At 70.4% G+C, this 15,395-nt stretch carries 13 protein-coding genes and 1 pseudogene; 13 read left to right on the forward strand and 1 reads right to left on the reverse strand.

Annotation, left to right across the window (positions count from 1 at the left end):
- The first annotated feature begins 50 nt into the window (after window positions 1–50).
- From IT780_RS32755 to IT780_RS42300, 4 genes and pseudogenes are all read left to right on the forward strand, one after another.
- On the forward strand, window positions 51–1,829 hold the full coding sequence (locus IT780_RS32755; protein WP_199515701.1) for an asparagine synthetase B family protein: 1,779 nt from the start codon (window positions 51–53) through the stop codon (window positions 1,827–1,829).
- A 42-nt stretch (window positions 1,830–1,871) separates the two neighbouring features.
- On the forward strand, window positions 1,872–3,143 hold the full coding sequence (locus IT780_RS32760) for a cytochrome P450 (RefSeq protein WP_199515702.1): 1,272 nt from the start codon (window positions 1,872–1,874) through the stop codon (window positions 3,141–3,143).
- A 68-nt stretch (window positions 3,144–3,211) separates the two neighbouring features.
- Window positions 3,212–3,790: pseudogene (locus tag IT780_RS43545) on the forward strand (pyridoxal-dependent decarboxylase); the annotation flags it as partial.
- Between the two features lie 50 nt (window positions 3,791–3,840).
- On the forward strand, window positions 3,841–4,311 hold the full coding sequence (locus IT780_RS42300; RefSeq protein WP_233413884.1) for a PLP-dependent aminotransferase family protein: 471 nt from the start codon (window positions 3,841–3,843) through the stop codon (window positions 4,309–4,311).
- An 88-nt stretch (window positions 4,312–4,399) separates the two neighbouring features.
- Here the strand turns inward: IT780_RS42300 and IT780_RS32770 are convergent, their stop codons facing one another.
- Window positions 4,400–5,245, reverse strand: coding sequence for a hypothetical protein (locus tag IT780_RS32770; protein WP_199515704.1), 846 nt, complete (start codon window positions 5,243–5,245; stop codon window positions 4,400–4,402).
- A gap of 608 nt (window positions 5,246–5,853) precedes the next feature.
- Here IT780_RS32770 and IT780_RS32775 point away from each other — a divergent pair.
- The 9 genes from IT780_RS32775 to IT780_RS32815 are packed head-to-tail and all read left to right on the forward strand — an operon-like array spanning window position 5,854 to window position 15,395.
- Window positions 5,854–6,702: a MinD/ParA family ATP-binding protein gene (locus IT780_RS32775; protein ID WP_199515705.1), complete on the forward strand. Its 849-nt coding sequence runs from the start codon at window positions 5,854–5,856 to the stop codon at window positions 6,700–6,702.
- Complete coding sequence (locus IT780_RS32780; RefSeq protein ID WP_233413885.1) at window positions 6,702–7,073, forward strand: hypothetical protein; 372 nt, start codon at window positions 6,702–6,704, stop codon at window positions 7,071–7,073. Before IT780_RS32775 ends, IT780_RS32780 begins: the two co-directional genes overlap by 1 nt.
- Window positions 7,070–9,148 (forward strand): hypothetical protein, encoded by a 2,079-nt coding sequence (locus tag IT780_RS32785; RefSeq protein WP_199515706.1) that lies wholly within the window; start codon window positions 7,070–7,072, stop codon window positions 9,146–9,148. The genes IT780_RS32780 and IT780_RS32785 overlap by 4 nt, the downstream gene beginning before the upstream one ends.
- Before the next feature lie 27 nt (window positions 9,149–9,175).
- Entirely contained in the window at window positions 9,176–10,693 is a 1,518-nt protein-coding gene (locus tag IT780_RS32790) for an SCO6880 family protein (RefSeq protein WP_199515707.1), read from the forward strand.
- Window positions 10,690–12,258, forward strand: coding sequence for a putative type IV secretion/conjugal transfer ATPase (locus tag IT780_RS32795; protein ID WP_307831506.1), 1,569 nt, complete (start codon window positions 10,690–10,692; stop codon window positions 12,256–12,258). Before IT780_RS32790 ends, IT780_RS32795 begins: the two co-directional genes overlap by 4 nt.
- Complete coding sequence (locus IT780_RS32800) at window positions 12,258–14,114, forward strand: type IV secretory system conjugative DNA transfer family protein (RefSeq protein ID WP_199515708.1); 1,857 nt, start codon at window positions 12,258–12,260, stop codon at window positions 14,112–14,114. The genes IT780_RS32795 and IT780_RS32800 overlap by 1 nt, the downstream gene beginning before the upstream one ends.
- The gene (locus IT780_RS32805; protein WP_233413886.1) at window positions 14,114–14,728 is read left to right on the forward strand and encodes a hypothetical protein; all 615 of its coding nucleotides are present in this window, start codon (window positions 14,114–14,116) and stop codon (window positions 14,726–14,728) included. Before IT780_RS32800 ends, IT780_RS32805 begins: the two co-directional genes overlap by 1 nt.
- Complete coding sequence (locus IT780_RS32810) at window positions 14,725–15,117, forward strand: hypothetical protein (protein ID WP_199515710.1); 393 nt, start codon at window positions 14,725–14,727, stop codon at window positions 15,115–15,117. The genes IT780_RS32805 and IT780_RS32810 overlap by 4 nt, the downstream gene beginning before the upstream one ends.
- Window positions 15,117–15,395, forward strand: a complete 279-nt coding sequence (locus IT780_RS32815; RefSeq protein WP_199515711.1) for a hypothetical protein — start codon at window positions 15,117–15,119, stop codon at window positions 15,393–15,395. The genes IT780_RS32810 and IT780_RS32815 overlap by 1 nt, the downstream gene beginning before the upstream one ends.

Raw genomic sequence — 15,395 nt, forward strand, 5'->3', positions numbered from 1 at the left:
CTTCTCGCACCTACTTCTGCATCCGATCACTACTTCATGGGGGACACAGCATGGCGATCACCGGGTGGATCCATCCCACACGGGATCTGCGCGACGAGCGGTCCGTCGTCAACACGATGGCCATCGCGCTCACGGCCGGGGCGTTGCGCCGCGATGTCGTCCGGCTGGCCCGGCGCGCCGCGTTCGCTCACCTCGGGTTGACTGGCGGCTACGCCGACTGGCGGCATCCCGAACGCCCCGACCCGGACCTGGCCGTGGCCATCGACGGGCAGCTGACCAACCGCGGTCATCTCGACGAACAGCTGTACGGCCGGCCGCGGCCGTTGTCGGGTGACGCCGAAGTGATCCTGCACGCCTACCGGGCGTGGGGAGCCGGCCTGGTCGACCGGATCGACGGCGCTTACGCCATCGCCATCTGGGACAACCTCGCCCGGCAGCTGCTGCTCATCCGTGACCCGCTCGGCGCGAAAACCCTGTTCTTCACGCAGGTCGACGGCGGGACCGTGTTCGCAACGCGGGCCACCGCGCTGCTGGCCCATCCGGCGGTCAAACCCCTCGTCGACGCCGACGGCCTCAACGAACTGCTCACCCTGGGTCCAGTCCGAACCCCGGGCCACGGCGTTGTAAACGGGGTGGCCGAGGTCCTGCCCGCCGAACTCGTCCAGGCGGATCCGAGCGGGCTGCGACGGCGCCGTTACTGGTACCTCGAGGCCGACGACCCCCGCCACGACGCCGCCACCGCCGTGCAGGTCGTCCGTCGTGCGCTGGCCGAGACCACCGCAGCGACCCGCACGCACCCGGCGAGCGCGGTGCTGCTGTCCGGGGGCGTCGCGTCGGCCGCCGCGGCCGTCTACGCCGCCGGAACCCGCGGTCACCGGCCCGCTGCCTGGACCCTCGCCCTGACCGACCCGCAGAACCCGCCATCCGATGTCGGCGCCGATCTGGACCTGGCCGCGCGCACCGCGGAGCACCTACGCCTGCGGCACAGCGTGCTCACCTTCGGCACGGACACGCTCCTCGAAACCGCGTACGCCGCGCACGAGGCCCTCGACTTTCCTGGTGAGGCCGGCGTGGATGCCGTACTGCTCGCGGGCCTTCGGCGGATCGCGGCCGCGGGTAGCACCAGCGTCGTGACCGGTGACGCCGCCAACGTAGTGTTCGGTGGCTATCGGTGGCTGCACGACCCGCTCACCCTGGACACCGACGACTTCCCCTGGCCCGGCGCCGGCGACCCCGCAGACATGCTGAACGCGGACGCGCGCCGCCATCTCATGCCCGAGGTGCATCGCCGGCACCGCTACGAGGAAGCCACCCTCGGCGTGCCGCATCTGACCGGCGCCGACGCACTCGGTCGACGCCGACGCACGATGGCGTATCTGACCCTCACCCGGTATCTACCGCACCTGCTGACCCGCCTGGGCCAGCTCGCCGACGCCGCGGGAGTCACCCTGCGCATCCCATTCGCCGACTGGCTGCTCGCGGCCTACCTGTTCAACACCCCGACGGGCCTGCGGCACCTGCTCGGCATCCCGAACGGACTGCTCCGCCACGCCGTCACCGACTACCTGCCGGCCGAGACCACGTGGCTTCGGCCACGCCAGTTCCCCAGCGCCGACCTGCTCGACGGATGGCAGCAGAGCCGCACGGCGCAGCTGCACGACCTGCTTGACGACCCTGATGCACCGCTGCGCCCGCTGCTGGACCGGGACCGCGTCGCCGAGCTGCTCGCCCGAGCTGCCGGTCCGATCAGCGACCGCCATGCGGCCACCATCGCCTACCTCGTCGACGTCAACGCCTGGTTGCAGCGCCACCACATCTCACTCACATGACCAAACCCCGACCCCTCCGAATTCGACTTGTAGGAGCATGCGATGAGACTCGACCCGTTCAGCGGTCCCTACAGCCGCGACCCCGCCATCACCTGGCGGCGCATCAACGCCACCCCCACGTCCATCAGTTACGACGACGACCTCGAGATGTGGCTGATCGCCGGACACGACAACGTACACGCCGTGCTGTCCGACACCACCCGCTTCAGTAACGCCGCCACCATGCTGCCGATCACCGCACTCACCGCCGACGCCGGCGACATCCTGGCCGGTCTCGACGCCCCGGCCGTGGCCGTTACCGCCGATCGCCCGCACCACCTGCGCACCCGCGCGATCCTGCGGGCGTTGATGCCCACCACCGCGGTCCGCGCCGAACAGCAGTGGGGGCCGCTCGTCGCGGCCCGTACCGACGAACTCATCACCGGCATGAAGGCAGGCGAGCCGACCGACCTCATGCACTTCGCGGTGCAGCTGCCGCTGATGGTCATCCACGATGTCCTCGGCCTGCCGACCACGGCCGCGCAGCAGGTCCGCGCCTGGACCGGCGACTTCGCCGACCTCGTCTGGGGCAAGCCCACCGCCGACGCTCAGATCGCGCACGCATACTCCAGCGTCGCGCTGTGGAGGCACTGCGCCGACATCGTCGCCAGCCGCGCCGACAGCGGCCACAACGGTCCCGGTCTGATCGGTGAGCTCCTGCGCTACCGTAACAACGACGACACCAACCTCACCATCGCCGAGGTCGCCGCCCTCGCCCTCAACATCGTCGGCGCAGGCTGGACCACCACCGCTGGCGCCCTCGGCAACGCCCTCGCCCAGGCCCTGGCCGATCCCAGCCGGTGGGCGCTGCTGGCCGACGACGAGCACTACCTCAACCTGCACGTCGAGGAAACCCTGAGGCACAGCCCCGCCATCGACGGCTGGCTGCGACTGACCACCACCGACGTCACCCTCGACGGGGTCACCATCCCCGCCGGCAGCCGCTGCCTGGTTCTGATCGGCGCGGCGAACCACGACCCCTCGGTGTACTCCGAACCGGAAGTCTTCGATCCCCGCCGCAGCCGCGGCGGGCAGCACCTCGCCTTCGGCGCCGGCCCGCACTACTGCATCGGCGCCGCCCTGGCCCGTCTCGAACTCACCACCGCGCTGCGCGCCTTGGCCCGCCGGCTGCCGGATCTCGGCTTGGCCGCCGGGTTCCGGCAGCAGTTCAAGGCCAGCGCGGCCCTGCGGCAGCTCACCAGCTTGCCCGTTCAGCAGCACCCGGCCGTTCGGTGCCCCGTCGCGCACGGCACCTCCGCGGCGCCGCGGCCATGACCGGGCACGGCATGAGCGACACCCGCCCGGCCGGCTCCGTCATCCGCCCCCGGGGCGCCGCAAAGGCGATGAGCGCGCACCTGCACGCTATTGAGGCGCGGCTGGCCGCTAACGTCTCCACGAACCTCGGGTTTCCCGCCGCCCGGGACATCGACTACCGGCCGCTGGCGCCCCTACTGGGTCATCTGCTCAACAACCTCGGCGCCCCCAACATCGGCCCGCGGTACCCGGACCATGTGCACGATCTGGAACGCGAAGCTCTCTACTTCACTGCCGAGTTGTTCCGCGCTCCGCCCGGCTGGAGCGGTCACCTCACCAGCGGCAGCACCGAAGGCAACCTGCATGGTCTGTGGCTCGGCCGCGCGAAACTCCCGAACGCCGTCGCCTACTACTCCAGCGCCGCGCACCACAGCGTGCCCAAGGCCTGCCACCTGCTCGGCCTACCCGCCGTCGAAGTCACCACGACGGCCACCGGCCAGATCGACTACACCGACCTGACCCGCCAAGCCGCGCGGCACCGCAGCCGACCGGCGATCGTCGTGGCCACCATCGGCACCACCATGACCGAGGCCGTCGACGACGTCACCCACGTCCACAACGCCCTGGACAGCGCCGGTATCCGTCACCGCCACGTGCACAGCGACGCCGCCCTCGCCGGCATCCCGCTCGCGACCACGCCAACCGGCCCGCTTTCGACTTGGCCGACGGCGCCGACAGCATCAGCCTGTCCGGCCACACGTTCTTCGGAACCCCGGTGGTCTGCGGGATCGTCCTCACCCGCCGCCAGCCCGACCAGCTCAGCCCCACCGTGCCGCCCCTCAACACCCACGACACCACCATCAGCGGGTCCCGCAACGGCCTCGCCGCAGCGATGCTGTGGCACGCGACCACGTCCCTCGGCACAGCCGGACACGCCGAGCGGACCCGTCGAGCCCGTGAGGTCGCCGCCTACGCCGTCCAACGACTGCACCACATCGGATGGCCGGCCTGGCACTACCCCCTGTCATTCACCGTGCTGCTCAGGCGACTTCCCGCCGACATGGCAACCAACTGGCCCCTGCCGAATGACGGTGACTGGTCCCGCATCATCTGCATGCCCGGCGTCGAGACATCGCACATCGACCAACTCGTCGCCACGCTGGCCGCGTCGAGCAGCAACTCAGATTAGAAGGTCCCGAGTCGCTATGCGTCACGTTCCGGCGAGGGCGAGGGTGAGGAACCACTGGAATCGCTGTGCGCTGCATTCCGCTACGAATTTACCGACCATTTTGTTCGTACTGTGAACGCAAGATGATCAGGTCCCGTTGGCACTCTTCCCGTTCTCCCTCATCCGACGCAAGACCAACGAGGGCGCTAAACGATTTCTCCGCCCGGTCGAAGTCCGCGCGTGCACCGTCGCGTTCAAGGCGTGTGACAAGCAGCGGCCCGAGCAGTTGATGAGCCCTCCGGATGCCGGGGCTAGTAATCCTCGGATGACGCAGAGCGCGTTCGGCCGAATCGATGGCGTCATCGACGTCAGACCCAGCCGCGGAGGGCATGAATCGACTACGCGACGCCGTGACGCCTGCTAGATCGAGCAGCCTCATCGGGTAGGCGGGGTCTTCGGCCGTCGTATGGTCGAGCAGCCGCACGAAAACGGCGACAACGGTATGTGCCAGGGCAGGATCCTGTGTCTTCAGCCACTGCGCGCGAACAGCTGACGCCTGACCTTGCAGGGCACGCAGCAAAGCCGTCGGCTCGTCCGTCTCGGCGCCGCCCGCGATGGCGTCATCGACCTCTCGGCGCAGCTCGGGTGCGACATCACCCCCGTTCGCCGCATGCATCCACACGGCGAGAGCAACGTACGCGTGCGCGTCCTGCGGACTCGCCAATTCCGACACGCGCAGGCGATGCACCGCGATGACGTCGGCCAACACACCGACCGGCAGCGCGGCACCCTGACTGCGCCGCAGCAGGATCGCATCGACTGCCTGTGAGGTGTCGACGAGCGCTTGGCCTTCGAGTGCGGGACCCGCGTCCCGGCGGTCCACACAGTCCTTGACACGGCGGCGCAGCCGCACTTCAGCGGGGAAAGACGCTTCTCGGCGCCGCCAGAAGGCCACTGGCCGAGGCTAACCGTCACCGGCAAGCCGGTCCAACGCTATCGCCGCAGTACCCCTGACTCGGTAGCAACACCTCCACTGAGCCCGGCCCCATCTCGGCCGGCCATGGACCCCTGCTGCCAAGCCCTCGGACAGCAGTTACCTGCCCGGCCATCCACAGAGAACGTTGGTTGGGTTAGCCCAGGACAGCGCTGGACAGCCCCGGACAACTGACGTCGTTACCGCGGCCAAGGCAGGGTGGATGGCGTGACCGATCCGCATTTCCGCGAAAACATTTGCGGTCGGGCGACGAACGATGGATATGCGTCCGAGGGGGGCGTCGTTCGTCGCCTCGGGTATTGATTCACCGATGCGCTGAAGAACGTTGTCGGGCGAATTCCCCGCGCTGCTCGGGTCACCGGCCGGTATCGGCTGCCTTTCGCTGACCACGTGCGATTGCCCCCATCAATCGCACGTGGTCAGCCAACAACGTGACGACACCCGAACCCAATCCGAGGGGATGGATGGTGCTCTCGATCGCCGCGCCGGATGCGTCACCCGCTGACGAGACGGTAGCGGCCGGCCACGCACGCCCGGTGAACCAGCCGCTCGTCGTACGAGCGCGTGCAGTGCCCAGCGAGCTCGGACCGGCAGACATCGCGGAACGGGCATGGTTAGGAGCCGCCGCGCTGCGTCCTGCCGCGATAATCGCGGTGTCGTCCGCCGACGGCGGAGTCGGCCGCTCCACGCTCGTCGCCGCGCTCGGCGATCTGCTGGCCCTCGCTGTGCCTGGACCGGTCGTCGCCGTCGACATGCACCCCGTGCCCTGGGGAGGCCTGGGCGAACGCATCGGCCGGTCGAACGCCGGGACTATGTGGGACGCGGTTCGCGACCTGCATACCCTGACCAGCCGCCACGAGGTCGAGCGGTGGACCCAGCGCAGCCCTTCGGGGCTGCTGGCGCTGGTCGGGGAAACCGAAGGGCAGGGCCGGCGACCGCCACGTCACGACGAAGCCGCGGCGGTCGTCGAGGCGGTGCGCCGGCTCTACCCGCTCACGATCTGCGACGTCATGCCCGCCCTGATCGCCGGCGTGTGGCGCACCCTGGCCGCCGCATTTGCGCCGGTGCTGGTGGCGCGAGCGACCGCCGACAGCCTGCACCACACGATGAGGCTGCTCACCCACCTTCGGGCGGCCGGAAACAGTGCCGTGGTCGACCGAACAGTGCTGGCCGTCGTCGCCGCCTCTCCGGCTACCGGCCGCACGGTGCGTGCCGTCCTGCAGCAAGCAGCCACGGTCGTTCCCGACGTCGTCTCGATCCCTTACGACCCGCAGCTCGCCCGGCCCGAGCCGGTCGACGCGCGGCGCCTGAAGAAGCAGACGCGGACCGCGCTGGTGCGGCTGGCCGACGCCGTCATCGGGCGGTGCGCCGATCCCCGGGTCGCCTTACCCGTCGCCGCCCGGAAGGAGCGCGCCTGATGATCTCCACGCTGACTGCTTGGCTCGCCGTGCGGCTACCCACCGAAGCCCAGCACCTGTTGGCAGCGCCCGGGCCGGCGCCGACGCCGTCGAACGGCCCCGGCGGGTTCGACTGGGGTCGCGTGCACCCCGACGGCTCAGCGATCCCCAAGTCGGGGATCTTCTACACGATCATGAACGCCGTCATGTGGCTCGGCGGCGTGGCCGCGTTCTGCGGTCTGGTCGCCGGAGCCATCGCGTTCGGCGTCGGACCCATTTTCGGCGCCCACATCGTCTCCGATCGCGGCAAGAGCATGATGTGGCGCAACGGCCTGGTGGCGATCATCGTGGGTTCGGCCACCGCCATCATCGCCGGGCTGCTGGTGCTGTGACCGCGGCGATGCACGCGATCCAGGCCGCCCAGGCGGGCTCAGAGCATCGCACCTCTCGTCGGGCGGGGATCGCGCGCGGACTGCTCCTGGTCGCTGTCTGTACTGCGGTGCTGCTCGGCGGCGCGGTCCGCGTCGAGGCGGCCCCCGCCCCGAGCCCCGCCCCGTCGAGCCCGGTCGTGGATGCGGCGTGCGCAGCGAAAGCGCCCGGGTCGGTCGCGTGGTGCATGCCGTGGGCGGTGCACGTCGACAAGCCCACCGGCCCAGGCCGCTCGCACTGGATCACTCAGTGCAGCAAGGCGATCAGCGGCGCCGACAAACAGTCGTGCGCCGCCGCGTCGATCAGCCTGAGCAACAGCCCGCGCGACGGGACCGCTTCGGTGCTGATGGACGGCCCGAGCACCGGCGCCGGGCCGAAAGGGCTGATCAACTGCGCCGCCCAGCTGCCCGTCGGCTACAACCCCAGCCTCCACACGCAGCCGGCCCACGACCTCAAATACAACCTCTGCCAGCAGCAGATCTCCACGTGGGCGACGCAGATGTACGACCCGGACCCCAAACCGCCGGACTGCCCGGTCGCTGACGTCCGCTGCAAGGTGCAGCGCAACGCGGATGAGGCTCTGGCGTCCGGTGTGCGCAGCGGCATTCAAGGGCTGGTGGACATGGCGGTGCAGGGCGTGGTGTTCCTGCTGTCCAAACTGGCCGGCTGGGTTTTCAAGGTCACCGCGATCTCGTCACCGGACACCGCGTTCTACTCCACCTACAACTCCCTCGCCGGCGTGATGGTCGGGCTGATCTTCATCTTCTTCGTGATCTCCACGATCATCAACGGGTTGCGCACCACCGCCGGGCCCAGCCCGGTCGCATCTTTGGGCGGGCTCGTGCGGGCGGTGCTCGGTGTCACCTTCGCCGGCGGGCTGGCCTACACGATCGTCGCTGCCTGGGACCAAGCCACCAACGCGGTCATCGACGCGAACGCCCGTACCCCGTACGACCCGTCGACCCTGGTGACCAGCTTCAGCAACCTCACCGGCGGCGCCGGAACGATGTTCATCGCGCTGCTGCTGGCAGTGCTGGCGATCATCGGCCTGCTCCTGCTGTTCGTGATCATGCTCTTCCGCGGTTTGCTCGCCACCGGCGCCGCCTTGTTCGGCGCCGTCGCGATGTCCGGGCAAGCGATGCACGAGACCCGGCACTGGGGACGCCGCTGGTTCTGGACCGTCAACGCCCTCGCGTCGTCGAAGTTCTTCATCGCCGAACTGTGGATCTACGGCTCCCGGGCCGCGTACGGGTCGGACGACCTGATGAACGCGCTGCGCGGAGTGCTGCTGATCTGGCTGATGGTGGTCGCGCCCTGGATCCTGCTGCGGCTGACAACGCTGTGGGACGGCTACCTGTCCGACGTCAACGCCCACGGCATCCTGTCGAGCGCCGGAGGCCCGCTGCAGGTAGGCGCCGACGCCGTCGAAGGGTTCCGCGCCGGTGCCGCCGACGCCAGCGGTATTGGAAGTCCGGCCTCCGGTGCCGCCGGCGTCATGAATGAGAACGCCGCCAACATGCCGACCAGCCCGGTCGAGGCCGCCGAGAGTGCTACCGGGATCGGTGACGGCAAAGGCCGGCAGGTGGCCGACGCGGCGTCGACCGGCGCCGACGGTGGGCAGGTCGGCGAAACCGCCAAGGACGCCGGCAGCGAGGAACAGGGCAACGACGGAGCCGGCGAGACCCCGAACGGCGAGGAAGCCGACGGCATCCAGTCAGGCGCGCACAGCGCGCAGCACGACATGGCGTCCGGGCAGCTCACCGCTCCCGGCGATGCCACCGGCTCGCAAGGGTCGCTGCCGATCACCCCGGGCGGGGCGCAGACCGCTGACCCAACCGGTGGCGCCACCAGCGACCTCACCGGCAACCCAGCCGGCGGCGGTGGCGGAGCCGGCGACAGCGGCATGGGGGCGGACAGCCCGTCGCAGCAGAACTCATCGGCTGACGGTGAGCAGTCCGGTGGCCGCCCGGGCGCCGCAGCAAGCAGCGGCGATGGTGCTGCTGCCGCCGCCTCCGAAGTGCCCATCGTGCCGATCTAGCCCGAGCCTGACGAAAGAGATGAACCGATGAAATTCCAGTTCCCGCCGCGCTCGACGCGCGGAGCGGTCCTCGGGTTCGCCTGGTCCCAGATCGCCCTGGTCATGGCCGGCGTCATCGCCGCCGTCGTAGCTCTCAACCTGCTGGTCGCTGGCCATCGCGGCGCAGCGGTCGGCGCGCTGGCGGGCTGCGTGCTGCTGGTGACGCTCGGGCTGCTGCGGTTCAAGGGCCGCCGGGTGACCGAGTGGGCGCCGGTCGTCGCCGGAGCTCTGCTGCAACGCCGGTCCGGGCAAAGCGACTACCGCGGTGGCCCGTACGCGCCGAACAGCGTCGAGCAGTGGATGGATCTGCCCGGCCCGGCCGCCGCCTACGTGTGGCTCGAGGCGACCGCCGCCGACGGCACCACGCAGATCGGGTTGCTGCACCACCGCCGTGAGAAGACGGTGACCGCGGCCCTGACCTGCTACGGCACGAACCTCATCCTGGCCGACCGCGACACGCAGGCGCAGCGGCTGACCGACTGGGCGCAGCTGCTCAACATCCTCGGCAGTGAGTACGCCGACGCCGGCCTGATCCGCTGGTCGGTGACCTCCCGCGCGGTGCCGGACACCGGCAACGCCGCCCAGCGCTTTCTGGTCAACCGGGCCGTCGACACCAGCAGCGACGCCTACCGGTCGCTGGCACAGCTGACCGCGGCGGCGGCACCGGCGGCGCAACGCCACGAGATCTACCTGTCGGCGGTGTTCGACATCGCCCGGCTCTCGGGCGAGATCGCCCAGGCCGGTGGGACGGACGCGGCGATCGCCGCGGTGGTGCTGGACCGGCTGACCGGTATCGAGTCCGCCGTCATGGAAGCCGGGATCACCACCGGCGGGTGGCTGTCGCCGCGTGCGTACGCCGGCATCATCCGCACTCAGTTCGACCCTGACGATCAGGAAGTCGTTGACCTGCGTGCCAGCACCATGCCGACCGATAACGGTCCGACGGCGGCGGGAGTTGAGCCGCGGCTGGCCGGGCCGGTCGCCGCCTGCACCGTCGGCTGGACCACCTACCAGCACGACTCGGCGTTCTCGCGAACGCTGTGGGTGGCGCAGATGCCCCGTCAGCTGGTCGCGGCGACGTGGCTGAGCCCGCTCTACATGCGCACCACGTGCCGGCGCACCGTCACCCTGGTCGCGCAGCCGGTCCCGGCCGCGGTGGCGCAGCTGGCCACCCGCAGGGAGAAGGTGTCCCGCGCCGGCGACGAGGTCACCAAACGCAAACTACGGCTGGTCCGCACCGCGCGGGAGGACGACGAGGCCCGCGCGGTCGAGCAGATCGACCGGGAGCAGGCCGCCGGACACGTGCGCTACCGCTACGCCCTGCTGGTCACCGTCACCGCCACCACCGTGCCCGACCTCGACCGCGATGTCCGCTCGGTCAAACGGATCCTGTCGCGGGCCGGGTGCGAGGCCATCGTCCTGGCCGGGGAGCAGGACCAGGCGTTCGCCGCCGGAGCGCTGCCCTTGGCGCGCGGGTTGAAGCCGGCCCGGGGGTGGTCCGCGTGAGCCGCCGAGTCCTGCCCCGCGAAGGCTCCCTCGCCGACCGCATCGAGCAGCGGGCCGCCGCCCGCGACCTCGCCCGCGCGCAGGCCGCACTGGAGCGGGAACAGCGCACGCTGGCGCGGCAGGAGGACCGGCTGCTCGGGCCGGTGCCGGTCGGCCCGCGCGGTGCCTACGGCCGCGCGGCAGGGCGGGTGTTCTGGCAGATGCAACTACCGCCGCTGACCACCACCTCCGCCCAGCTGTGCAGCGTTTATCCGTTCGTGTCCGACCCAGGCTTGCCGGTCGACGGGCCGCTGATCGGCCTGGAGGTTTACAGCCGCAGCGCATTCACTTTCAGCCTGCACGAGCTGTACCGGGCGAAGGTCATCACCGCCCCGAACATGGTCGTGACCGGCGAGATCGGCTCGGCCAAGTCGTCGCTGCTCAAGACCCTGGCGTTCCGCGGAATTCCGTTCGGGACCCGATTTTATGGCACCGATTACAAGGGCGAATACGAACAGCTCGCCGCCGCTGCCGGCATCGCACCGGTGCGGATCGGCCCCGGCCTGGGCGTGATCATGAACCCCCTGGCCGGGATTCGCCGCTACCCGCAGCAGACCGAGGCCCAGTGGCGGCAGTTGCAGCGCTCGCGCCGGCTGCTGCTGCTCGAAGGACTCCTCGAGATCCAGCTCGGCGGCCCGCTGCAGGAAGCCGAACGCTCGCTGCTGGAGTACGCCGTCGACGCGGTCACCCGCGAACACGACGCCTCCGCCGGCCGGCTGGCCACCCCCACCCTGTCCGCAGTGCTCGCCGCGACCGGCGACCCCACCTTGTGGCAGCACCGCCTCGACCAGCTCGCCTACCCCGTCGACACCTTCGTCACCGACTCCCGCCGGGTCCGCCTGGCCCTCGAACGGCTCATCTCCGGAGCGCTGGGCGGGGTGTTCGACGGCCCGGTCGAGTCCAACGCCCGCCTGGACTTCACCCAGCCCGGGGCGATCCTGGACCTGCGCACCATCCGCGCCTCCGATCAGATGACCGCGATGGCGATGACCTGCGCCCAGTCCTGGCTGGAGACCGAGCTGTCCGCGCCGGACGCCCCACCGCGGGTGTGCTTTTACGACGAGTTCGCGCTCATCGCCCGGCACCTGCCGCTGATCCGCCGCATGCGCGAACAGCTGAAGCTGGCCCGGGCGCTCGGCATCGCCAACGTCCTGGCCTTCCATCGCTTCTCCGATCTCGCGGCGTCCGGGTCGGCGGAGTCCGAACAGGTCCGCATCGCCCGGGGCCTGATCGAGGACTCCGGTGTACGCGTGTCCTACCGCCAGGCCACCGGCAGCCTGGAACAGGCCCGCGAATTCCTCGGCACCTCCGACGTCGAGACCGACCTGATGCGCTACCTGCGCCAAGGCGTCGGCCTGTGGAAGATCGGCACCCGCTCCTTCGTCGTCAAACACCAGCTGTCCCGGCTGGAGACGGCGATGGTGCACACCGACAGCCGCATGGAAGCCGACGAGCCGGCCGCACCGGTCGACGGCGCCGACTACGACGCCCGCCTGGCCGCCGCCACCGACGCAACGGCCGCGTGATGGCCCGCCCGCCGTTGTCCTCACCCGGGCACCGCCCGCCCCGCCAGGGCCGGGCCCGCGCCGACATCCTCGGCCGGCTCATCCTGCTCGTGCTGTTCGCCGTGATGGCCGTGGTCGGCGTGGTGTCGCTGTGGACGGCCGGTCAGCTGTCCGCCCTGCTGACCCACCACCATTGGGCGGACACCACCATCGGGCAGACACCCGGGGTCGTGGTCCGCCTCACCGCGCACCTGGACCAGCCCGCCGACGCATGGCCGGCCAACGCCCGCCCCGATATCGGCGGGCCGTGGTTGTTGTATCCGCTGTGGGCGCTCACGTTCTTCGGCATCCTCGCCGGGATCGGCGCACCGGCGCTGCACGTGGCCAAGACCAGGATGCGGCGCCACGGGTTCGCCACGAATGCCGATCTGCACCGGACGCTGACCGCTGACGCGGTCAGCAAGCGGGCCGACGTCGTGCGCCCCGGCCTCACGATCGTCGACATCGACGACGAGCTCACCCGTGCCGCGAAGACCGCCCGCCGCCGTGATCCCCTCGAGGTCGCCCGGTTCCTGGGTAACGACGCCACCAGCGGCCGGCCGCTGTACCTGGCCAACGAATACACCCTGCTCGCCGCCGCAGTGCCGCGCTTCGGTAACAAGACCACCCGGTACGTGATCCCGGCGGTCGCCGACGCCCGGGGTGCGGTCATCACCACCTCGACCCGCCTGGACGTCGCGGAGATCACCTACGACCACCGGGCCGCGATCGGCCCCACCCACATCTTCGAGCCGCAGGGCGAGATCCGCGGCGTGCCCCGCATGGCGTGGTCCCCGATCGAAGGCGCCGACGACCAGATCGTCGCCATGCTCAGGGCCAACGGCTTCGCCGCCGGCTCCGGCATCGGCGACGAAAGCGTGGAGAACGGCAAGTGGTTCCGCGACCAGGCCGCCACCATCCTGCGCGGGCTGCTGCACGCCGCCGCCCTCGACGAGCACGCCACCATGCTCGACGTCCTGGCCTGGTCGCAGAACCCGGCGAACTCGCGGCCCGAGCGGATCCTGCGGGCGCACGGCGTCGACTCGTGGGCCGACCGGCTCGCCCGGCACCGCGAAACCAGCGGTAGGGCCCGCGACACTATCCAAACAGTCGTCTCCGGCGCCCTGGATGCGTTCAACGACCCCCGCGTCCTGACCGCCTGCTCGCCGCCGCGCGGGACTCAGTTCAAGCCGGTCGACTGGCTGCGCGAGTCCGGCACCATCTACCTGGTTGGCACCCGCGACGCCCAAGCGCTGATCGCGCCGCTGCTCGCCGCCCTGAGCGAGGACATCCTCTACCAGGCGAAACGTCTCGCCCTGACCGCGCCAGGCGGGCGGATCGAACCGACGCTGTACTTCATCGGCGACGAGATCACCAACATCGCCCCGCTACCCTCACTACCCTCGCTGATGAACGAGGGCGGCGGCTCCGGCATTGCCGTCAGCATTTTCGCGCAGAACCTGCACCAGCTGCGCGAACGCTGGGGCGACAAGGGCGGCCGGGCCATCGCCGACTCCGCCAGCGCCCGACTGCTCATCGGCGGCAGCAGCGACGTCACCGGCATGCGCGACGCCCAAGCCCTGGCCGGGCAGGTCACCGACATCACCTCCAGCCACTCCTGGGGCAGCGGCCGAGCCTCGGTCAACGAAAGCACCCGCCGGGAGAACCTGCTCGATCTGGCCGACCTGCGCACCCTGCCCGAAGGCCGCGCACTGGCCCTGGTCGGCAACCTCCCACCGGTCGAGCTCGCCGTACCGGCGTGGTGGGAACGCCCCGACGCCGGCGAACTGACCGCAGGGCGCGACGCTTTCCGCAAACGACTCGCCGAGGCCGCGTGATGGACGCCTTCGACTTCCAACTGCCCGACGACCCACCCGCGGACATGGTCGCCGTCGCCCAGCTCGCCGCCACCGTAGCCCGGCTCACCGAGGCCGTCGACACCCTGCACCAGCAACACCTCGCCCTTGCCGACACCGTCAGCCGAGGCCAGAACACCGGACCGCGCAAAGCCCCGCTGAGCATCCCGTGGCCACTGCGCTGGGCCGAACTCGACCGCGACGCTGCCGCGCAGGCGTGGGCCTGGCTGATCGACTGGGTCGGCTGGGCCGTCGACCGCTACCAGCTCGTCGAAGAAATCCCGGCCTGCTGGTACCAGCACCCGCCACTGATCGAGGAACTGACTGGGCTCGCCGCCGCCTGGCACACCGCCTACGACGACGCCGCGCCGGCAGACGGGCCGCTGCTGTGGCACGAACGCTTCGCCCGCGCCCGCCTGCGGCTGCGCGACTGGGACGACTACACCCGCTGCCGCAACGGCACCCACGACGACCGGCACCTCGACCTCGACTGGCCCGACGAGTGGCGCGAGGCCGCAGTGCTGGTCGCCGACGCCGACCTCACCGACCGGCCGAGTACCGCGCCGGCCGGCAGCCCGCAGAAGCCGACGTCATGACCATGCCCGCCGAAGTCACCTCGGACAACGCCTGGGACCGCCTCACCACCGTCCTGCGGGCCATGCACCGCGACGCCGACGAGCTCTACCAGCGCATCACCGAACCCGAAACCGACGAACAAACACCGCAACCAGAGGAGACCGAAACCGTGAGCGACGTAGACGCCGAACACCAGACCGAAGCAGAGGCGTTGTCGGTTGCGTCCAATCTCATTTCCAGCTTGCTGTATCTACGCGGACAGGAACCTGCGCGCTCCGAGGCCGAAGCCGACGACCGCGCCGCCGAATACGCCGACGAGGAACGCGCACGCCTCGACGCCGAAACCGACGGCCGCCTCGACGGCGACTACGACACCGACGCCTATGACGAGCCCGGCCTGGAGGACTGATGCCCGGCCACACCACCCTCGCCCACAGCGACGACGTCACGCATGATGCGGCCCTCGGCCCAGCCGCTGGTGACTATCTGCGCTACCTCGACATCCTGCGCGCGCTCGACGACCAAGGCGCCGCCGTCAACAGCGCGTTACTCGAGGCGCACACCGCCGGCACCGCCCAGCAACGCCAGGCCGCGCTGACCACGCTGCACACCCGGCTGCGTGACATGGCCGCCACCGCCAACGACGCCCTCGGCAGCTGGCCCGAACACGGCGACCTACCGACATGA

Source organism: Nucisporomicrobium flavum, assembly GCF_016464385.1.
Classification (GTDB): Bacteria; Actinomycetota; Actinomycetes; order Mycobacteriales; family Micromonosporaceae; genus Actinoplanes; species Actinoplanes flavus_A.